This is a genomic window from Massilia paldalensis (genome assembly GCF_044901715.1).
Lineage (GTDB): Bacteria > Pseudomonadota > Gammaproteobacteria > Burkholderiales > Burkholderiaceae_D > Telluria > Telluria paldalensis.
Map to the genome: position 1 here is coordinate 249877 of NZ_JBJCIU010000001.1, position 20241 is coordinate 270117.

Below are 20241 nucleotides of genomic sequence, written 5' to 3' on the forward strand. Positions count from 1 at the left end.
CCAATTTCCCATGCATGCGTACTCCGCAAGCCTTGGGCCCCGGCCTGCGCCGGGGCGACGGCATGATCGTCAGCCGATAAAGGAGTCGAACTGCATGTCGAATTCCTGCAGCGCCTTCTGCGCGTTCTGCATCTTCTTGCGGAATTCGGGACCGCGTTGCAGCGCCAGGCCCACCGCCAGCACGTCGATGACGACCAGGTAGGCCAGGCGCGCCGAGATCGGCGTGTACGGGTCCGTCGCGAACACGAGGTCGATGGGGATCAGCAGGCTCGCCATGTCGGCCAGTTGGGTGCCGGACGGCGCCAGCACGATCACTTCGGCGCCGCCGCGGCGCGCCAGTTTCGCCGAGCGTACCAGCGAGGGGTTGTTGCCGCGCTGGGAGATGACGACCAGCGCGTCGCCTTCGCGCAGCAGGGCGGCGGCGATCGAGTGGATGGCGGGGTCCGTGTAGGCGACGGTCGGCACGCCCGAGCGGAAGAACTTGTGCTGCGCGTCGGCGGCGACGAAGCCGGACGTGCCCTGGCCGTAGAACTCGATCTTGTTGGCGCGCGACAGGATGTCGAGGGCCTTCTGGATCAGCTCCGGCTTGAGGTTGTTGCGCAGGTCGAGCAGGGTGTTGATCGAGCGGCTGCAGATCTTGTTCACGAGGTCGGACGCGAGGTCGTCCTGCGACGGCTGCTCGTTGGCGCCGGGCAGGGCGAGGGCCAGGCCTTGCGCCAGTTTCAGCTTGAACTCGTGCCAGCCGTCGTAGCCGAGCGTGCGGCAGAAGCGCACGACGGTCGGCTCGGACACCTGCGCGCTGCGCGCCAGCGCCGTGATGTTCTGGCTGACCGTGGCGCCGGGCGCGGCGAGCACCGCGAGCGCCACCTTGCGTTCGGACTTCGACAGCGAGTCGAGCTGGGTGCGGATCGAATCGAGCAGCAAAGCAGGTCCTTTTAGTCTTCCGGCAGCGGTGAAGCAGGGGTTTCGCGTTGCATGGCAACGCGCCTGCTGAACGGTCCGGCCATGCTTGGCCGGATTCCTTGCGCTCTCATATCAGTCCTCCGGCAGCGCTTCTTCGCGCCACTGCAGGCCGTCGCGGCCGATCAGCGCGGACGAGGAGGCCGGGCCCCAGGTGCCGGAGGTGTACGGTGCCGGCGTCGTGTCGTCCTGTTCCCAGTGCGCGAGGATCGGTTCGACCCATTCCCAGGCGGCTTCCAGTTCGTCGCCGCGCATGAACAGCGTCAGCTGGCCGCGCAGCACGTCGAGCAGCAGGCGCTCGTAGGCTTCCATGCGCGGGGTCTTGAACTGCTCGCGGAAATCGAGTTCGAGCTCGGCCTGCTTCAGGCGCATGGAGTCGCCCGGCGTCTTGGCCATCAGGTTCATCGACAGGCCTTCGTCCGGCTGCAGGCGGATCACGAGGCTGTTCGGCTGGAAGCTCGACGTCGGCTGGTTGAAGATCGAGTGCGGGATGATCTTGAAGCGCACGACGATTTCCGCCAGGCGGTCGGCCATGCGCTTGCCGGTGCGCAGGTAGAACGGCACGCCGGCCCAGCGCCAGGTATCGATTTCCGCCTTCATGGCGACGAAGGTTTCGGTCTTGGAATGCTTGGGCGCGCCCGGTTCGTCGCGGTAGCCCGGCACCGGCTGGCCGTCGACGTAGCCGGCGCGGTACTGGCCGCGGATGATGTTCTGCGACAGCGTGGTCGGGGTGAAGCGCTTCAGCGAGCGCAGCACCTGCAGCTTGGCGTCGCGCACGGCGTCCGGGGCGATCGAGGTCGGCGGCTCCATCGCCACGATGCACAGCAGTTGCAGCAGGTGGTTCTGCAGCATGTCGCGCAGGGCGCCGGAATTGTCGTAGTAGCCCAGGCGGTTGCCCACCCCGATCTTCTCGGCGATGGTGATCTGCACGTCCGAGATCCATTCGCGGCGCCACAGCGGCTCGAACAGGATGTTCCCGAAGCGCAGCGCCAGCAGGTTCTGCACCGTTTCCTTGCCCAGGTAGTGGTCGATGCGGTAGATCTGCGATTCGGCGAACACCTTGCCGACGTCGGCGTTGATCTGCTTGGCCGACGCCAGGTCGCGGCCCAGCGGCTTTTCCAGCACCACGCGCGAATTCGGCGTGGCCAGGCCCACCGCCGCCAGGTTGTCGCAGATGCGGGCGAACAGCGAGGGCGGCGTCGCCAGATAGTAGACGCGGGTCAGCGACTCGTCCTTGCGCAGGGCCTCCACCAGGGCGTCGTAGGTCGTCACGTCGCTGGCGTTGACGGCAACATAGGTGATGCGGGCCAGGAATTTCTGCCACGCCTTCTCGTCCACCGTTTCCTTCACGTTCGGCCGGGCGTTCGTCTCGACCATCTGCAGGAAGGCTTCCTGCGACATGGGTTCCAGGCCCACGCAGATGATGCGCGCGCTGGCTGGCAGGTCGCTGGCGACGTCACGGGCATACATCGCAGGGAGCAACTTGCGCATGGCGAGGTCGCCGCTGCCGCCAAAGAAAACGAGGTCGAAATCGGAAAGAGCCATGGTGTCTAACGCGGAAGGGTGATGAGTAATGTAAATTTACTACGCGATCCTTGATTTCGCAAGAAAATTTACTACGAACCGGGCGGGGAAGGGGCCAATGTGTAAGGTGGGCATCTCGTGCCCACCGCCGGCGCATGCGATACGCGAACATGGTGGGCACGTGGTGCCCACCCTACGACGGCGATAGGTGTTACGCGCGGTATTCCGGCTGTTCCAGCCCCGGCACCTCGACCGCGAACGCCAGCACCTTGCCCGTATGCGGATACTGCTCCAGCTCCGCATTCGAACGGCCGTGGCTGGCGCTGGTGACGTACAGCGTGCGCAGGTCCGGGCCGCCGAAGCAGACGGCCGTCGGGCAGCGCAGTGGCAGCTGGATCTCGGCCAGCAGTTCGCTGGTCGGCGACAGCTTGACGATGCGTCCGCCCTCGTACATGGCGACCCAGTAGTTGCCCTCGCTGTCCATCGCGGCGCCGTCCGGGCGGCCGCCGTAGTCCGGCGCCTTCTTGTCGTCCGCGAAGGCGACCAGGTTGCGCTGGTTCGAGGCGGCGCCGCTGGCCACGTCGTAGTCGTAGCAGTCGACGCGGTGGCTCGTCGTGTCGGCGTGGTACATGGTCTTGCCGTCCGGGCTCCAGGCCAGGCCGTTCGAGTTGGTCATGCCGCCGGCCCAGGCCTGGCGCAGCTTGCCGCCCTCGAACACGTACATCTCGGCCTTCTGCTGGTCGCGCGGTTCGTACATGGTGCCGACCCAGAAGCGCCCGGCCGGATCGACGCGGCCGTCGTTGAAGCGCATGATCGTCGTGTCGTACGGCGCCGGCGCCAGGTCCTCGACCTCGCCCGTCACCGTGTTCAGGTGGACGAAGCCGGCGCGGGTGGCGACGACCAGGTTGTTGTCCTGGTCGACGGCCAGCGCCGACGGCTCCGTGGCCATCTTCCACGCCGAGTGCTTGCCGCTGGCCGGGTGCAGGCGGTGCACCGTGAAGCCGTTGATGTCGACCCAGTACAGCGCCGATTCCACCGGGTGCCAGACGGGCGACTCGCCCACCTGCATGCGTTCGTCGTGGACGACCGTGAATTTTTCGCTCTTCATGCTTGCATCGCCTCCTTTGCCCACAGCGTAGCGTTTATACCGCGGCCTTGGCGCGCGCGATCAGGCCGTTGGTCGAGCCGTCGTGCAGCGCCGGCTGGGCGTCGCCGTTGAGTTCCGCCTCGATCTTCTTGGCCAGCACCTTGCCCAGCTCCACGCCCCACTGGTCGTAGCTGTTCACGTCCCACAGCGCGCCCTGCACGAACACCTTGTGCTCGTACAGCGCGATCAGGGCGCCCAGCGTCGCCGGGGTCAGGTAGTCGAGCAGGATGGTGTTGCTCGGGCGGTTGCCGGGGAAGGTCTTGTGCGGCGCCAGGCGCTCGATCTCGGCCAGGGCCAGGCCCTGGTCCTGCAAGTCCTTGCGCACCTCGTCCGTGGTCTTGCCCTTCATGAAGGCTTCCGACTGGGCGAAGCAGTTCGCCAGCAGGGCGGCGTGGTGGTTGTGGAACTCGTGGGCCGGGCGCAGGGCGGCGATGAAGTCGATCGGCGTGACGTCGGTGCCCTGGTGCAGCAGCTGGAAGTAGGCGTGCTGGCCGTTGGTGCCCACGTCGCCCCAGATCACCGGACCGGTCGCGTAGTCGACGATGGGGTCGCCGTCGCGGGTGACGCGCTTGCCGTTGCTTTCCATGTCGAGCTGCTGCAGGTAGGCCGGGAAGCGGTTCAGGTCCTGGTGGTAGGGCGCGATCGATACGGACGGGCAGGCCAGGAACTCGCGGTTCCAGAAACCGACCAGGCCCAGGATCATCGGCATGTTCTGCTCGACGGGGGCGGTGCGGAAATGCTCGTCCATCGCGTGGGCGCCGGCCAGGAAGTCGGAGAAATAGCCGAAGCCCACGCACAGCGCGACGGGCAGGCCGATGGCCGACCAGACGGAGTAACGGCCGCCGACCCAGTCCCAGAACGGGAACATGTTGGCCGGGTCGATGCCGAAGGTCTTGATGGCCTCGACGTTGGTCGATACGGCCACGAAGTGCTTCGCCAGCGCTTCTTCGGGGGCGCTCTGCAGGAACCAGGCGCGCGCCGTGTTCGCGTTCATCATGGTCTCGGCCGTCGTGAAGGTCTTCGAGGCGATGATGAACAGCGTCGTCTCCGGATCCACGCGCGACAGGGCCGCATCCATGTCATGGCCGTCGACGTTCGACACGAAGTGCATCGTCAGGCGCGGATGGGCGAACTGGCGCAGCGCCAGGAACACCATCTTCGGGCCCAGGTCCGAGCCGCCGATGCCGATATTGACGATGTCCGTGATTTCCTTGCCCGTGTGGCCCTTCCATTCGCCGCTGCGCACGGCGTCGGTGAAGGTCTTCACATGGTCCAGCACGGCGTGCACGTCGCCCGTCACGTCCTGGCCGTCGACCGTGATCTGCTTGTCGCGCGGGGCGCGCAGGGCGGTGTGCAGGACGGCGCGGTTTTCCGTGATGTTGATCTTTTCGCCGGCGAACATCGCATCGCGCAGCTGCTCGACGCCGCGCTCGCGCGCCAGGCTGGCGAGCAGTTCAAGCGTGCGCCCGTCCAGGCGGTTTTTTGAATAGTCTAGGAACAGCCCGGCGGCTTCGACGGAAAGGCGTTCGAAGCGCTGCGGATCCTGGGCGAACAAATCGCGCATGAGCCAGTCTTCGGCATCGATGGCGTGGGTCTGGAGGGCCTGGTAGGCGGCGCTGGCGGTCAGGGATGGTTGGGACATGATGTTGGACGGTATGATGTCATTGTGTGCAGATTATCGAATCATACAGGAAGCAAGCGTAAATTCACTACATAAAAGCGCGTGATCTCCGGGGCGGCCGGCTGCTGAAGGCAAGGCGGAAACCAGCGTTTACGATAGCTCATCAGCTGGAGCAATAATTGACGGCCGCATGCGGCCATTTTCATTTTGTAGTAAAATTTCAGAAATTAATTCACGAGGAACGATCATGGCGGTACATCCCGTAGTAGAACAGGTGACCAATCGGATCATCGAACGCAGCCGGCATTCGCGCCAGGCTTACCTGGCGCATGTGGAAGCCGCGCGCATCAAGGGCGTGCAGCGCGGCGCGCTGTCGTGCACGAACCTGGCGCACGGGTTCGCCGCCTTCCCGGCCAACGACAAGCTGAAGCTGCGCGAGCAGAAGCAGCCGTCGGTGGCGATCGTTTCCTCGTACAACGACATGCTGTCGGCGCACCAGCCGTTCGAGTACTTCCCGAAGGTGATCAAGGAAGCCGTGCGCGAAGTCGGCGCCGTGGCCCAGTTCGCGGGCGGCACGCCGGCCATGTGCGACGGCGTGACCCAGGGCCAGCCGGGCATGGAACTGTCGCTGTTCTCGCGCGACGCCATCGCCATGGCCACGGCCATCGCGCTGTCGCACAATATGTTCGACGCCAGCCTGTACCTGGGCATCTGCGACAAGATCGTGCCGGGCCTGCTCATCGGCGCGCTGCACTTCGGCCACGTGCCGGGCATCTTCGTGCCGGGCGGCCCGATGACGACGGGTATCTCGAACAAGGAAAAGGCCGCGATCCGCCAGCGCTACGCGAAAGGCGAGGCCACGCGCGAAGAGCTGCTGGAAGGCGAGTCGGGTTCCTACCACGGCGCCGGCACCTGCACCTTCTACGGCACCGCCAACAGCAACCAGATGCTGATGGAGATGATGGGCCTGCACCTGCCGGGCGCCGCCTTCATCACCCCGGGCACGCCGCTGCGCGATGCGCTGACCCGCGCCGCCGCCCAGCGCGCCGTCGCCATTTCCCAGCAGGGCGGCGAGTACATGCCGATCGGCCACATCGTCGACGAGAAGAGCATCGTCAACGCCATCGCTGCGCTGCACGCGACGGGCGGTTCGACCAACCACACGCTGCACCTGATCGCCATCGCGCGTGCCGCCGGTATCGTGATCGACTGGACCGACTTCGACGAGCTGTCGAAGGTCGTGCCGCTGCTGACCCGCATCTATCCGAACGGCGACGCCGACGTGAACCACTTCCAGGCCGCCGGCGGCCCGGGCTTCGTGATCCGCGAACTGCTGGACGCCGGCCTGGCCCACGAGGACGTCAACACCATCCTCGGCCGCGGCCTGCGCGCCCATTGCAAGGAACCGTTCCTGGACGGCGACAAGGTGGTCTGGAAGGACCTGCCGGCGCAAAGCGGCGACGAAGCCGTCGTGCGCCCGGCCTCGAACCCGTTCCGCGCGGACGGCGGCCTGATCCTCGTGAAGGGCAACCTGGGCCGCGCCGTGATGAAGGTCTCGGCCGTCAAGGAAGAGCACCACATCGTCGAGGCGCCGGCGCTGACCTTTGATTCGCAGGAAGACTTCATGCATGCCTACAAGGCCGGCAAGCTGAATCGCGACTTCGTCGCCGTACTCCGCTTCCAGGGCCCGCGCGCCAACGGCATGCCGGAACTGCACGCGCTGACCCCGGCGCTGGCGAACCTGCAGGACGCCGGCTACCACGTGGCGCTGGTCACCGACGGCCGCATGTCGGGCGCGTCGGGAAAGGTGCCGGCGGCGATCCACGTGTCGCCGGAAATCCTGGCCGGCGGTCCGCTGGGCCTGGTGCGCGACGGCGACATCATCCGCGTCGACGCGACCCAGGGCGTGCTGGAAGCGCTGGTGCCGGCCGACGTCTGGGCCGCGCGCAAGCAGGCCACGGCCGACCTGACGGCCAGCCACATCGGCATGGGCCGCGAACTGTTCGCCATCTTCCGCAACGCGACCAGCGCGGCAGAGGAGGGCGCGGCGACCTTCCCTTTGCCGTCCCCGAAGGACACGACCGTGCCCCTGCATGAAGGCGTCGACAGCGGCGACATCATGCCGGGATCCGACGAAGATTTCCTGATCCGTAAAAACAAGTGAGACGCCAATGACCACCGCTAACAACAACCTGCTCGACATCATGCGTTCGGCCGTCGTGATCCCCGTGATCGCGATCGACGATCCGGACCACGCCGTCCCCCTGGCCAAGGCGCTCGTCGCCGGCGGCATCCGCGTGCTCGAAGTGACGCTGCGCACGAAGCACGGCCTGGACGCGATCCGCGCGATGGCCCAGGTCGAAGGCGCGATCGTCGGCGTCGGCACCCTGACCCAGCCGGAAGAATTCGCCGCGGCGCGCGATGCGGGCGCCGTGTTCGGCGTCTCGCCGGGTCTGACGCCGGCGCTGATCGACGCCGCGAAAAAGAGCGGCCTGCCGCTGCTGCCGGGCTGCATGACCCCGTCCGAGGTGATGGTGGCGCGCGAAGCCGGCTTCAAGCAACTGAAGCTGTTCCCGGCCGTGCCGGCGGGTGGCGTGGGCATGCTCAAGGCGATCGCCGGCCCGCTGCCGGACGTGACCTTCTGCCCGACCGGCGGCATCTCGCAGGAGACGGCGCCGCAGTTCCTGGCGCTGAAGAACGTGGCCTGCGTGGGCGGCTCCTGGCTGACCCCGGCGGACGCGATGAAGACCGGCGACTGGGACCTGATCACCGACCTGGCCAGGTCGGCCGCCAGCCTGCGCGCTGCCTGAGGAAGTCGACAGCCCATGCGGCGCCTCGCGCGGCCGATGACCGCGAACGAGATCGGGATGGCGTCGCTGCTGTTCGGCGACGCCATCGACTATGGACGCGTGCGCGTCCATAACCGCCGCTACCTGCCGCTGGTCCAGCCGCGCAACTGCGCGATGACGCCCAACGGCAGCATCTATTTCCACCACTCCTGCTTCCTGCCCGACTACACGGCGGGCGACCCACCCACCATCCACTGGTTCATGCACGAGATGGTGCACGTGTGGCAGCACCAGCTGGGCTATCCCGTCAAGCTGCGCGGCGCCATCCGCATCGGCCTGTCGTACGGCTACGAGCTGCGGCCGGGCGCGCAGCTGTCGGACTACAATATGGAAGCCCAGGGCGACCTGCTGGCCGATTACTTCGCCCTGAAGCACATGCACCGCCCGCGCGTGATGCGCCAGCGCCGCCACGCGAGCCAGTTGCCGCTGTACGAGCAAGTCCTTTCGCGCTTCCTGGCCGATCCGTCGGACCGCGAGAACCTGCCGCGCGGGATGTCGCGCAAACTCATCCGCATTCCTGCCTGAGTCCGGGCCCGGACGGTCCGGGAGGACCCCGGCGTCGGATGATTGTCGGCATCGCAACTGCACCCTTATAATCGCCCCGTTTGGTGCCCGCGCGCTTTTCATGCGCGCAGTTAAACGGGAAACACATGGCTTGCCGGCGCCGCCGCCAGGCCAGGGTGTGCTGCCCCCGCAACGGTAAGCAAGCGTCGTCTCGCGACGACAGGCCGGCTCGATGACCACTGTGCGTTCGCATGGGAAGGTGAGCCGGTCCGCCTTGCCAGCCCGGATACCGGCCAGACGGGTGGTGCGTGCGTCGGCAGACGCGCGCGCTTTTCAATCGTGCCCACGGGGAGGTGGGCGGGATTGCGCTTCATTCATCCATCATGAAAAACACAATGATCCTCGCGATCGCGGGGGCGTCGTGCGCCATCGCGCATGCGCAAACCCAGGCCGGCAGCCAGACTGCGGAATCGACCGGACCCACTGGATTCACCAGCGCCGTCCACGTGCTGGGCCACTACGACAATGGCGTCGGCACGTCCGACGCCGCCAGCGAAGGCACCGTCACGGCGTCGCTGATCGCCAACCGTCCGGCCCTGCGTCCGGGCGAGATCCTCGAGTTCGTCCCCGGCGTCATCGTCACCCAGCATAGCGGCGACGGCAAGGCGAACCAGTACTTCCTGCGCGGCTTCAACCTGGACCACGGCACCGACTTCGCCACCTTCGTCGACGGCATGCCCGTCAATATGCGCACGCATGCGCACGGCCAGGGCTACACGGACCTGAACTTCCTGATCCCGGAACTCGTCGGCCGCGTCCATTACCGCAAGGGCCCGTACTACGCCGACGAAGGCGACTTCGCCTCGGCGGGCGCCGCGCACCTGGGGCTCGTCGACAAGCTCGATGCCGGCATCGCGGCGTTGACCGTGGGCGCGCACGACTTCCGTCGCGCCGTCGTCGCCGACTCGGCGGCCGCGGCGGGCGGCAACCTGCTGTATGCGCTGGAGCTGGCGCACAACGACGGCCCGTGGCAGGCGCCGGAAGCCTTCCACAAATCGTCGGCCCTGCTGCGCTACAGCACCACCATCGGCATCGACCGCTTCAGCGTCACGGCGATGGGCTACAAGGGCGGCTGGCATGCGACGAGCCAGGTGCCGCTGCGCGCCGTGCAGGACGGCGCCATCGATGCCTTCGGCGCCGTCGACCCGAGCGACGGCGGCCGCACGGCGCGCTACAGCCTGTCCACGGAATGGCGCCGCCGCACGCAGGACACGCTGACCGAGGCGCATGCCTATGCGCTGCGCTCCGACCTGGCGCTGTACAACGACTTCACCTACTTCCTCGACGACCCCGTGAACGGCGACCAGTTCCTGCAGACGGAACGGCGCAAGACGGCGGGCTTCGACGTTGCCCACACGTGGTTCGGCCAGCTCGCGGGCCGGCCCATGAACAATGCATTGGGCGTGCAGGGCCGCTTCGACCGCATCGCGCCGCTCGGCCTGTATGCGACGAGCGGGCAGCGCCTGCTGGACACGATCGCCGAATCGCGCGTGTCGGAATCGAGCGGCGCTGCCTGGTTCCAGAACACCGTGCAATGGACGCCATGGCTACGCTCCATCGCCGGCCTGCGCTACGACCGCTACCGTTTCGACGTCGCCAGCTCGATCGCGGACAACGCGGGCCGCGCTGACGACCACGTCGCCTCGCCCAAGCTGTCGCTCGTGTTCGGACCATGGGACAGGACAGAATTCTTCGCCAACTACGGCGAGGGCTTCCACAGCAACGACGCGCGCGGCACGACGGCGCGCCTGTCGCCGCGCGAACGGGTGCCGGTCGATCCGGTGACGCCGCTGGTCAAGACGCGCGGCGCCGAGATCGGCGCGCGCAGCGAGATCGTGCCGGGCCTGCAAAGCTCGGCGGCGCTGTGGACGCTGCGCTCGGCGTCCGAGCTCGTGTTCTCGGGCGATGCGGGCGACACGGCGCCCAGCCGCGCCAGCAAGCGTTCCGGCATCGAGTGGAACAACCATGTCGTGGCCAACCGCTGGCTGCTCCTGGACCTCGACCTGGCCTGGTCGCGCGCCCGCTACACCCAGTTCGATCCGGCCGGCGACCGCGTCCCCGGCTCGGTCGAGAAGGTGGCGTCGTTCGGCGCCACCGTCAACGACGTCGGGCCGTGGTCTGGCGCCTTCCAGATGCGCTACTTCGGACCGCGTCCCCTGGTCGAGGACGACAGCGTGCGCTCGGCCACGACGGCGATCGCCTACCTGCGCGTGGGCTACCGCGTCGACCGCCGCTGGCAACTGACGGCCGACGTGTTCAACCTGTTCGACCGCCAGGCCAGCGACGTCGACTACTACTACACGTCGCGCCTGCCGGGCGAGCCGGCGCAAGGCGTGGACGGCATCCACACGCACCCGGTGGAGCCGCGCACCGTGCGCCTGACGCTGCGCGCCAGCTTCTGAAGCAGCCGGGGCGGCGCCGGAGCTTGTGACCCGGCACCGTCCTGCACCGATCGCGGAGAGCCGTTATGCTCATGGCATTTCCCATTGCTTCGAGAGGACAGGCATGCATACCCCCTACAAGGCGCTCGTGGTCGGCGCCAGCGGCATCATCGGCAACGCCGTCGTGCAGGAACTGAAGGGACGTCCCGACTGGACGGTGCGCGCGCTGCCGCGCACCCTCGTGGATGGCGTCGAGAGCATCAAGGCCGACCTCACCGATGCCGCCGCCACCGCCCGCGCGCTCGAGGCGGCGCGCGACACCACCCACGTGTTCTACGCCGCGCTCAAGGGCGGCAGCGACCTGCTGGACGAGGAACGCATCAACGGCGGCATGCTGCGCAACCTGCTCGACGGCCTGAAGGCGGTCGGCGCGCCGCTGCAGCGCGTCGTGCACTACCAGGGTGCGAAGGTGTACGGCGTGCACCTGGGCCACGCCCACGCACCGTTCTACGAGGACGATCCGCGCCACGTCACGCCGAACTTCTACTATGCCCAGGAAGACCTGCTGCGCGAGCGCGGCGCGGCCGGCGACTTCGCCTGGTCGATCCTGCGCCCGGACGTGGTGGTCGGCGACATCGTCGGCAACCCGATGAACATCGTGATGGTGATGGGCGTGTTCGCTGCGCTCAGCAAGGAAGCGGGCGTGCCGCTGCGCTTCCCGGGTACGGACAAGGTCTACTCGGGCGTGCTCGCCCAGACGACGGATGCGGCCTGGATGGCGCGCGCCAGCGTGTGGGCCGCGCTCGATCCGGCGGCGGCCGGCGAGGCGTTCAACCTCGTCAACGAACCGTTCCGCTGGGAGCGCGTCTGGCGCCGCGTGGCCGGTGCCTTCGACATGGAGGTCGGCCCGCCGCAGCCGTTCGCGCTGGCGAAGCAGATGCCCTTGCTGGCCGACGCCTGGGCGCGCGTGGCGCAGCGTCAGGGCCTGCGCACGCCACCCTACGAGAAGCTGGTCGGCTGGTGGTTCGGCGACTTCGTCTTCAACACCGAGTTCGACATGGTCTCGGACATGGGCAAGATCCGCCGTGCCGGCTTCACCGAGGCGGTCGAGACCGAGGCCACCATCGTGGGCGCGATCGAGCGCTTGCGCGCTGCCGGGCAGCTGCCCTGAGCGCGACGCGCATGGCCGCTGGCGGGGCCATCGGGCAGTGCAACCATGTCGACATTGCACTATACTGTCTGCCCTGTCCAGTGGGAGGGTCGTGACCCTGTCCAATGGGTGGTAGACAAGTGCGGTCGTGCGTGATCGCGTATCGATATTGCGGGATCGGCGTACGAACAAGATGCATAGCGAGCAAAAAATCAGTAGCGAATGGCGCGCGGCGTTCGGCCCGTTCGTGCTGGTGCCTTCCGAGCGCCTGCTCGAGCGCGACGGCGTGCCGGTGAGGCTGGGCGGGCGGGCACTCGACATCCTGATCGCGCTGGTCGAATCGGCGGGCGAGACGGTCGGCAAGCGCGAGCTGCTGGCGCGCGTATGGCCGAACATGGTCGTGGACGAGGGCAGCCTGCGTTTCCACATCGTCGCCATCCGCAAGGCGCTCGGCGATGGCGGCGCCGAGCGCTACATCGTGAATACGGCCAACAAGGGCTATACCTTCGTGGCCCGGGTCGAACGCCTGGCGGCGCCGGCCGCCACGCCGGGCGCCGCCGCCATGCCGGCGGACGCGGCCCGGCGCCTGCCGGCGCTGTCGACGGCCGTGTTCGGACGCGACAAGGAAGTCGACGCGCTGGTCGCGGCGCTGCTGCAATACCGCCTGGCGACGATCGTCGGCGCGGGCGGCATCGGCAAGACGACCACGGCGATCGCGGCCGCGCGGGCCGCGTACCGGCACATCGGCGGCGACGTGCACTTCGCCGACTTCTCGTCGATCGGCAAGCCGGGCCTCGTCCACGCGACGGTGGCGGAAGCCGTCGGCATGCAGCAATCGCTGGACAACGCGCAGGCCTTGATGGACCGGCTCGCCGAACGCACCTGCCTCATCGTGCTGGACTGCTGCGAGCACGTGATCGACGAGGTCGCGGCCATCGCCGAGGCGCTGGTCCGGCATTGCCCCCATGTACACGTGCTGGCGACGAGCCGCGAGCCGCTGCGCGCGACGGGCGAATTCGTCTACCGTCTGCAGCCGCTGAATTTTCCACCCGAAGGGGAGGGATTGAGCGCCATGGCGGCGATGACCTATCCGGCGGTCCAGCTGTTCGTCGAGCGCGCCGCCGCCAGCGGTGCCGGCTTCGCGCTCACCGACGCCGATGCGCCCCTGGTCTCGCGGCTGTGCCGCGAACTGTCCGGCATCGCGCTCGCGATCGAACTGGCCGCCGGCCGCATCGAAGCCCTCGGCCTGAAGGAAATCGCGCTGCACGTCGATCCGTCCGTGACCCTGATCTGGCAGGGACGGCGCACCGCCGTGCCGCGCCACCAGACGCTGGGCGCGACGCTCGACTGGAGCTTCAACCTGCTGTCGGACGACGAGAAGCGGCTGCTGAGCAGGCTGTCGGTCTTCGCCGGCACGTTCTCGCTCGACGCGGCCCTCGGCATCTGCTGCGAGGGCTACGACCGGCTCGTGGCCCTCGAACTGGTCGCCAACCTGGTGGCGAAGTCGCTCGTGACCGTCGATGCCGGCGGCGCCGCGCTGCGCTACGGCATGCTGGACACGACCAAGACCTATAGCCGCGACAAGCTGCGCGCCGGCGCCGAGGAGGAGGCCGTGGCGCAGCGCCTGGCCGACCATTTCCGCGACTGGGCCGTGGACCATGCGCAGGCGGCCGATGCCGACCCCGAGGCATTCGCGCTCGAGTTGCCGAACCTGCGCCTGGCGCTCGACTGGTACCTGCGCGATGCGGGCCAGGCGGCCCAGGCGATGCGTATGGCGGCGGCCCTGTGCCCGCTGCTGCTGCGTTCCTCGCACGTGGCGGAATGCTCGCGCTGGGCCCAGGCCGCGCTGGCCGTACTGCCCGCCGAATTCGCCGGCTCGTCGTTCGAGCTGACGCTGCAGGGGACGCTGGGCCAGTCGCTGACCTTCTCCGGCATCGGCGCGCGCGGCAATGCCGCGCAAGCCTACCGCCGTGCGCTCGCCATCGCCGAGCAGCTGGGCGACTCGCGCAGCATGCTGCACCTGCTGTGCCAGTACCTCGTCCTGCTTCACCGCGAGGGCCGCTATATCGACGCGCTCGACACGGCGCGCCAGGCCCAGTCGCTGCTGCAGGAGCTGGACGATCCGGAAGCGCGCGCCGTGGTGGCGTCGCTGATGGGCGTGTGCCTGCACCTCGTAGGCAGGATCGACGAGGCGCTGCAGCAGTGGCAGCGTTGCCTGGCCTATACCGCGCCGCGCGCCGCCGAGCTGGGTTCCGGCCTCGCGTTCGAGTACCACATCCGCGCGTTGTGCGGCATGGCGCGCGGCGCCTGGCTGACGGGACGCCATGCGCGCGCCTTTGCCGTCGCGGCCGAAACGATCGCGCTCGCGAAACGCCACGGCCACGCCGTTACCTACAGCATTGCCCTGATCTGGGCCGGCTCCGTGTACGCGTATGCCGGCGACACGGCGCGCATGACGGCGGTCGCCGACGAGCTGGACCGGGTCGGAAAGGCGCACTCGCTGGAGCCTTACCGCTACACGGCCAACGTGATCGGCGGCCAGGTCATGCTGCTGCAGGGCGCGCTGGCCGAAGGCGTCGAGCGGATCCGCATCGCCGTCGATGCCCTGCATGCGGTGGGCTACGAGATGGTCAGCAGCGAGGCGCTGATCGCGATGGCCGGCGGATTGTGCGACATGGGCCTGCATGCGGCCGGCCTCGCGGCCTGCGAGGAAGCGGAAGCGATGATCCGTGGCGGCGGCGATTTCCTGCGCGAGCCGGAGCTGCTGGTCGTGCGCGGCCGCTGCCTGGCGGCCGTGGGACGCCGCGACGAGGCCGAGCAGGGCTACCGCAAGGCGATGGCGCTCGCCGGCGAACAGGGCGCCGCGTGGTGCAGGTTGCGTGCCGCCGTCGCGCTGGCCGGGCACCTCCGCGACGACGGCCGCGCGGACGAGGCGCGGGTCCTGTTGCAAGGCTGCCTGGAGGCGGGACTGGACGAATCGCCGGACCTCGCACGCGCGCGGGCACTGCTGGCATGAGCCGCGACGACCCGCCGCGCGCCGCGGCCATGCGGCGCAGGCGTGCCATCGGCGCCGCCGTGGCCTGCAACGTACTGGAATTCTTCGATTTCGTCGCCTATGCCTTCTTTGCCGCACAGATCGGGCGTGCCTTCTTCCCCAGCCGGGAAGCGGGCGCCAGCCTGCTGCTGTCCGTCGCCGTGTTCGGCGTCGGCTTCGTCGCGCGGCCCGTCGGCAGCGTCGTCATCGGCCGCTTCGCGGACCGCGCCGGCCGCCGTCCGGCCCTCTACCTGACGGCCATCCTGATGACGTGCGCGACGCTCGGCCTGGCATTCACCCCGGACTACGCCGCCATCGGCGTGGCGGCACCCATTATCTTTACCGCGCTGCGCCTGTTGCAGGGCTTTGCGCTGGGCGGGGACATCGGACCGTCGACGGCCTTCCTGCTCGAGATCGCGCCGCCCGGACGGCGCGCGTCCTACGTCGCGCTGCAGTTCGTCAGCCAGGGCCTGGCCGGCATGCTGGCCGCGGCGATCGGCCTCGCGCTGTTCGCGATGCTGGATGACGCCGCCATGGATGCCTGGGGCTGGCGCGTGCCGTTCGCGTGCGGCTTGCTGCTCGTGCCCGTGGCCGTGTACCTGCGCATCGGCATGCCGGAGACGCTCCCGTCGTCGTCGGCTCCCGTGCCGGCGCCCGTCCGGTGGCGTGTGGGCCACGTGATCATGGGCATCGGCGCCATCGCGGGCGGCACGGTCGCCACCTACGTCGCCAGCTACATGGCCACCTACGGCACGACGGTCTTGCACCTCCCGGCGGCCAGTGGGCTGCACGCGGCGCTGGCCGTCGGCCTCGCGACCGTCGCGGGCGGCGTCGCCGGCGGCTGGCTCGCGGACCGCTTCGGACGCTGGCCCGCGATGTTCTGGCCGCGCCTGGCCATGGCACTGGCCGTCGTGCCGGCGTTCATGCTGCTGGCGGCGCGGCGCGATCCGGCCACGCTATTGGCCGTCGCGGCCGCGCTGGCCTTCCTGACCGCCCTCAATGGCGGCGGCGTGTTGACGGCGATCTGCGAACTGTTCCCGTCCGCGCAGCGCGCCGCTGGGCTGGCGTTCGTGTATTCGGCGGGCGTCTCGCTGTTCGGCGGCGCCACCCAGTTCCTCGTGACGTGGCTGATCGGCGCGACCGGCGATCCGCTGGCGCCCGCCTGGTGCGTGGTCGCCGCCAGCCTGGTTTCCCTCGCCGCCATCCTGCGCATGCCGGAAACCCGCCCCGCGCCAACGGTGTGAGCGCGCGCCTCACAAGGCCCAACAACTGCTAACTCGACCTGCCACGCCCTTCCGGCGACACTGCTCACTAGGCTAGTGTTTGCCATATCAGTAAAGGAAGTGGAATGAGACAGCAAGAACCAGGACAGGCGATCGTCGTGTCCACCGACATCCAGGAACCGCTACTGCAGGCCGGCGTGCGCGCGGCGCTCGAACGGGAACCTGGCATCCGCGTCGTGGAGGGGGCGCCGGGCGTTGCCGTCGACGCCACAGTCGACGTTGCCGTCGTCGACGGCGAGCGCGCCTTTGCGCTGGCGGAAGCGGGACTGCCCCGTGGCGCGGCCGGGCGCCGCGTGCTCGCCGTCACGCGCACGGCGCCGATCGACGCCGTGCGAGCGGCATTGCGCCAGGGCGTGCACGGATTCGTGCTCAGCACGGCGCCGCTGCACGAACTGGCGGACGCCGTGCGCACCCTGGCGCGCGGGGGAAATTACCTGTGCCAGACGCTGACGTGGGAGATGGCGACGGGGCCGTCGGACGACATGCTCACCCGGCGCGAGGTGGAGGTGCTGCAGCTGCTCGTGCAGGGCGCCTGCAACAAGTCGATCGCCCGCGACCTCGGCATCGCCGTAGGCACCGTCAAATGGCACGTCCGCGCGATCATGATGAAGCTCGACGCCAGCACGCGCACGCAGGCGGCAAGCATCGCGCTGTCGCGCGGGCTGCTCGATGCGGCCGGTTTCGCCGGTGGCGCGGCGGCGGCCCGGAGCCGGGCCGCGGCCTGACCCCGGCGCGCCGCGCTCAGCGGCCGGGCACGAGCGGGCGTGGCGCCACGCCTTCGTTGGTCATCACGACCGGACGGATCGTCCCGTCCTCGTTGAAGAACAGGCGCTCGATGGCCATTTCGCGGTGGTGGCCATCCTTGTCGTTCAGCGGGCGGCGGTGGTAGGCGATGTACCAGTCGTCGGTGCCGGGGATGTTGACGACGGAATGGTGGCCCGCGCCGCGGGCGATCTTGCCGTCCTGCTGCAGGATCTTGCCGATGCGCTTGAACGGACCGTAGGGCGACGTGCTCATCGCGTAGGCCACGCTGTAGTCCGGCCCCGTCCATCCGCCCTCCGACCACATGAGGTAGTACACGCCCTTGCGCTTGGCCATGAACGAGCCTTCCACATAGGCCGGGTCGGGCGTGATCTCCTTGTAGGTCTGGCCGTCGGGGAAGGGGACGACGCTCAGCAGGTCCGGCGCCAGCTTGACGACGTTCGCGTGCTGCCAGCCGCCGTAATACATGTAGATCTGGCCGTCGTCGTCCTTGAACACCATCTGGTCGATCGGCTGGGCGCCGTTGCGGATCTCGCCGATGAGCGGCTTGCCGAGGGCATCCTTGAACGGGCCGTCGGGCCGGTCGCTGACGGCGACGCCGATGCCGCCGACCTGCTCGTTGCTCTTGATGTCGTTGGCGCCGAAGAACAGGTAGTACTTACCCTTGTGCTCGATGGCCGACGGCGCCCACACGGCGTAGGCCGCCCAGGCCACGTTCTCCACGTCGAGCACGTGCGGGTGCTTCGTCCAGTGCACCAGGTCGGGCGAGGAAAACGCGTTCAGGAAGGTCTGCTTCAGGTAGGGCGCCCAGATCAGCTTCGACTGGGCGCGCATGCGCTGCTGCTCGGGCGTGAAGGACCTGGAGCGGTCCGGCGCGCCGAAATCGTCCGAGTAGGTCGGATAGATCCAGTACTGCTTGTCGAAGATGCGGATCTCGGGATCGGCGTACCAGCCCTGCACGATCGGATTGGATGCGTGCGCAGGCAGGCCGACGGCGCACGCGGCGGCGACAGCGGCGAATAGCGCGCCATGCGCGAGAAACAGGCTGCGTTTTACTAAACCCGGGGTTGTCTTCATCTTGTGTGGCGCTCCATGGCGGGGAAGGGGCAATGCTCGTCCATTGTAGGCCGCATGGGTAAGGCGAACAACATCCCAGCAACGCTGCGCTAGGACTGTCTCGCGGCCACGAGCACGTCGATCATCGCACGCGTCGCGGCGGATTGGAGGCGATGCGGCGCATAGATGACGGAGAAGGGACGGGTGCGGCCGCGCAGCGCAGGCAGTACTTCCACCAGCTCGCCCTGGGCGATGCGCTCGTGGACGATGAAGTCATAGCTCTGCGCGATGCCCATGCCGGCAACCGCCAGCGACACGACGCCCAGCACGTCGTCCGATACCTCGATGCCGGGCGCCGGTTGCCATTCGATGTCCCGGCCGCCGTCGCGAAACAGCCAGGGCGCCACCCGGCCCGTACGCGGCAGGACGAAGGGGATGCAGCGATGTCGCTCGAGGTCGGCCAGCGCTTGCGGGACGCCAGCCCTTTCCAGGTAGGCCGGCGCCGCGACGAGGCATAGCGCCTCGTCGGCCAGCTTGCGCGCCACCAGGCCGCCGGGAGAAAAGTCACCGAGGCGGATCGCCAGGTCCACGCCTTCGGCGGCCAGGTCGACGTTGCGGTTCGTGATGTTCAGTTCCACCTTCACGTCCGGATAGCGGTGCGCGAAACGTGCCAGCAGGGTGGGAAGCCGGTAGTGGCCGTACGTGGTGGGCACGCTCATGCGCACCCGTCCGCGCAGTGGCCCCGCCTGCCCCTGGAGTTCGCGTTCCGCCTCGCCCAGCAGGTTGAATGCCGCGCGCGCCTGCTCCAGGTAGTGCCGGCCGGACTCCGTTAACGTGACGCTCCGGGTCGTGCGGCGCATGAGCTGGGCGCCGAGCCGTTGCTCCAGGCGCGTCACCGCACGGCTCAGCACGGACGGGGTCGTCGAGAGGCTCACGGCACCGGTCGTGAAGGAACCGTGTTCGGCGACCGCGATGAACGCTTCCAGGTCGTCCAGATAGTCGAATTGGCGGCTTATTTGGTCCTCCCTGGAACAAATGATTTCCCTGATGACCAGTTTATCTGCACGCGCAGAAACAATAAAGTCTGGGCTCGTTCAACAACAGCTGCCTACATCATGGATTTGCAACTGAAGGATAAGACGGCACTGGTCACGGGTGCGACCGCCGGCATCGGCCTGGCCATCGCGCGTACCCTCGCCCGGGAGGGCGCCGCCGTCGTCGTCACGGGGCGCGACCGTGCCAGGCTCGATCGTGCCGTGGCATCGATCGTGGCAGCGGTGCCAGGGACGCGCGTGACGCCGGTCGTGGCCGACCTGAGCGATGCGGCCGGCGCCGCGGCGGTGACGGACGCGGTGCCCGACGTGGACATCCTCGTCAACAACCTCGGTTACTACGAGGGCAAGCCGTTCGCCGAGATCAGCGATGCAGATTGGATGCGCATGTTCGACGTCAACGTCATGTCGGGCGTGCGCCTGGCGCGCCATTACTTCCCGCGCCTGCTGGACAAGGATTGGGGACGCGTGGTCTTCGTGTCCAGCGAAGTGGGTGCCTTCACGCCGCCTGACATGATCCACTACGGTGTGAGCAAGTCGGCGCAGCTGGCGGTGGCGCGCGGCCTGGCGGAGCTGACGCGCGGCACCGGCGTGACGGTCAACAGCGTCCTGCCGGCCGCCACGCGCTCCGACGACATTGTCGAGTACCTGCGCCAGACCGCCCCGCGGCCCGGCATGAGCGACGCGGAGATCGAAGCCCATTTCTTCGCGACCTACCGTCCGAGCTCGCTGATTGCACGCATGATCGACGCGGACGAGGTGGCCGCCATGGTGGCGCTGCTGGCCAGTCCGCTCGGCGCCGCGACCAATGGCGCGGCCGTGCGCGTGGAGGGCGGCAGCTACCGCTCGATCCTGTGA

Annotated in this window: 15 protein-coding genes and 1 riboswitch; of the genes, 9 read left to right on the forward strand and 6 right to left on the reverse strand. The window is 68.4% G+C overall.

Annotated features, from left to right (window positions below):
• Positions 1-69: 69 nt before the first annotated feature.
• The 4 genes from ACI1V7_RS01150 to pgi all read right to left on the reverse strand — a co-directional run bounded on the left by ACI1V7_RS01150 (position 70) and on the right by pgi (position 5273).
• Complete coding sequence (locus ACI1V7_RS01150) at positions 70-924, reverse strand: SIS domain-containing protein (RefSeq protein WP_314543431.1); 855 nt, start codon at positions 922-924, stop codon at positions 70-72.
• Between the two features lie 111 nt (positions 925-1035).
• The gene (gene zwf / locus ACI1V7_RS01155) at positions 1036-2505 is read right to left on the reverse strand and encodes a glucose-6-phosphate dehydrogenase (RefSeq protein ID WP_404529958.1); all 1470 of its coding nucleotides are present in this window, start codon (positions 2503-2505) and stop codon (positions 1036-1038) included.
• 190 nt (positions 2506-2695) lie between these two features.
• Positions 2696-3592, reverse strand: coding sequence for an SMP-30/gluconolactonase/LRE family protein (locus ACI1V7_RS01160; protein WP_404529959.1), 897 nt, complete (start codon positions 3590-3592; stop codon positions 2696-2698).
• Positions 3593-3626: 34 nt separating this feature from the next.
• Positions 3627-5273, reverse strand: coding sequence for a glucose-6-phosphate isomerase (gene pgi / locus ACI1V7_RS01165; RefSeq protein WP_404529960.1), 1647 nt, complete (start codon positions 5271-5273; stop codon positions 3627-3629).
• A gap of 226 nt (positions 5274-5499) precedes the next feature.
• Here pgi and edd point away from each other — a divergent pair, with 226 nt between their 5' ends.
• The 8 genes from edd to ACI1V7_RS01205 all read left to right on the forward strand — a co-directional run bounded on the left by edd (position 5500) and on the right by ACI1V7_RS01205 (position 17238).
• A complete protein-coding gene (edd, locus tag ACI1V7_RS01170) occupies positions 5500-7416 on the forward strand; it encodes a phosphogluconate dehydratase (protein ID WP_404529961.1) in 1917 nt (638 codons plus the stop codon).
• A gap of 7 nt (positions 7417-7423) precedes the next feature.
• Positions 7424-8062 (forward strand): bifunctional 4-hydroxy-2-oxoglutarate aldolase/2-dehydro-3-deoxy-phosphogluconate aldolase, encoded by a 639-nt coding sequence (eda, locus tag ACI1V7_RS01175; RefSeq protein WP_404529962.1) that lies wholly within the window; start codon positions 7424-7426, stop codon positions 8060-8062.
• 15 nt (positions 8063-8077) lie between these two features.
• Positions 8078-8626, forward strand: coding sequence for a Rhs element Vgr protein (locus tag ACI1V7_RS01180; RefSeq protein ID WP_404529963.1), 549 nt, complete (start codon positions 8078-8080; stop codon positions 8624-8626).
• Between the two features lie 64 nt (positions 8627-8690).
• Positions 8691-8917, forward strand: a riboswitch (cobalamin riboswitch).
• A gap of 83 nt (positions 8918-9000) precedes the next feature.
• On the forward strand, positions 9001-11067 hold the full coding sequence (locus ACI1V7_RS01185; protein WP_404529964.1) for a TonB-dependent receptor: 2067 nt from the start codon (positions 9001-9003) through the stop codon (positions 11065-11067).
• 103 nt (positions 11068-11170) lie between these two features.
• The gene (locus ACI1V7_RS01190) at positions 11171-12217 is read left to right on the forward strand and encodes an SDR family oxidoreductase (RefSeq protein WP_404529965.1); all 1047 of its coding nucleotides are present in this window, start codon (positions 11171-11173) and stop codon (positions 12215-12217) included.
• A gap of 172 nt (positions 12218-12389) precedes the next feature.
• A complete protein-coding gene (locus ACI1V7_RS01195; protein WP_404529966.1) occupies positions 12390-15212 on the forward strand; it encodes an ATP-binding protein in 2823 nt (940 codons plus the stop codon).
• Positions 15209-16474: an MFS transporter gene (locus tag ACI1V7_RS01200; protein ID WP_404529967.1), complete on the forward strand. Its 1266-nt coding sequence runs from the start codon at positions 15209-15211 to the stop codon at positions 16472-16474. Before ACI1V7_RS01195 ends, ACI1V7_RS01200 begins: the two co-directional genes overlap by 4 nt.
• Positions 16475-16578: 104 nt before the next feature.
• The gene (locus tag ACI1V7_RS01205; protein WP_404529968.1) at positions 16579-17238 is read left to right on the forward strand and encodes a response regulator transcription factor; all 660 of its coding nucleotides are present in this window, start codon (positions 16579-16581) and stop codon (positions 17236-17238) included.
• A gap of 16 nt (positions 17239-17254) precedes the next feature.
• On the opposite strand, the gene ACI1V7_RS01210 is transcribed toward ACI1V7_RS01205, so the two are convergent.
• Positions 17255-18352 carry a glycoside hydrolase family 43 protein gene (locus ACI1V7_RS01210; protein ID WP_404529969.1) on the reverse strand — a complete coding sequence of 366 codons (1098 nt, stop codon included), beginning with the start codon at positions 18350-18352 and terminating at the stop codon, positions 17255-17257.
• An 89-nt stretch (positions 18353-18441) separates the two neighbouring features.
• Positions 18442-19347: a LysR family transcriptional regulator gene (locus tag ACI1V7_RS01215; protein ID WP_404531518.1), complete on the reverse strand. Its 906-nt coding sequence runs from the start codon at positions 19345-19347 to the stop codon at positions 18442-18444.
• A gap of 99 nt (positions 19348-19446) precedes the next feature.
• On the opposite strand from ACI1V7_RS01215, the gene ACI1V7_RS01220 reads away from it, so the two are divergent.
• Complete coding sequence (locus ACI1V7_RS01220) at positions 19447-20241, forward strand: SDR family NAD(P)-dependent oxidoreductase (protein WP_404529970.1); 795 nt, start codon at positions 19447-19449, stop codon at positions 20239-20241.

Coding starts and splice junctions, on each gene's coding strand:
- zwf (WP_404529958.1), bottom strand. CDS start 2,505: ATGGCTCTTTCCGATTTCGACCTCGTTTTCTTTGGCGGCAGCGGCGAC.
- ACI1V7_RS01160 (WP_404529959.1), bottom strand. CDS start 3,592: ATGAAGAGCGAAAAATTCACGGTCGTCCACGACGAACGCATGCAGGTG.
- pgi (WP_404529960.1), bottom strand. CDS start 5,273: ATGTCCCAACCATCCCTGACCGCCAGCGCCGCCTACCAGGCCCTCCAG.
- edd (WP_404529961.1), top strand. CDS start 5,500: ATGGCGGTACATCCCGTAGTAGAACAGGTGACCAATCGGATCATCGAA.
- eda (WP_404529962.1), top strand. CDS start 7,424: ATGACCACCGCTAACAACAACCTGCTCGACATCATGCGTTCGGCCGTC.
- ACI1V7_RS01180 (WP_404529963.1), top strand. CDS start 8,078: ATGCGGCGCCTCGCGCGGCCGATGACCGCGAACGAGATCGGGATGGCG.
- ACI1V7_RS01185 (WP_404529964.1), top strand. CDS start 9,001: ATGATCCTCGCGATCGCGGGGGCGTCGTGCGCCATCGCGCATGCGCAA.
- ACI1V7_RS01190 (WP_404529965.1), top strand. CDS start 11,171: ATGCATACCCCCTACAAGGCGCTCGTGGTCGGCGCCAGCGGCATCATC.
- ACI1V7_RS01195 (WP_404529966.1), top strand. CDS start 12,390: ATGCATAGCGAGCAAAAAATCAGTAGCGAATGGCGCGCGGCGTTCGGC.
- ACI1V7_RS01200 (WP_404529967.1), top strand. CDS start 15,209: ATGAGCCGCGACGACCCGCCGCGCGCCGCGGCCATGCGGCGCAGGCGT.
- ACI1V7_RS01205 (WP_404529968.1), top strand. CDS start 16,579: ATGAGACAGCAAGAACCAGGACAGGCGATCGTCGTGTCCACCGACATC.
- ACI1V7_RS01210 (WP_404529969.1), bottom strand. CDS start 18,352: ATGAAGACAACCCCGGGTTTAGTAAAACGCAGCCTGTTTCTCGCGCAT.
- ACI1V7_RS01220 (WP_404529970.1), top strand. CDS start 19,447: ATGGATTTGCAACTGAAGGATAAGACGGCACTGGTCACGGGTGCGACC.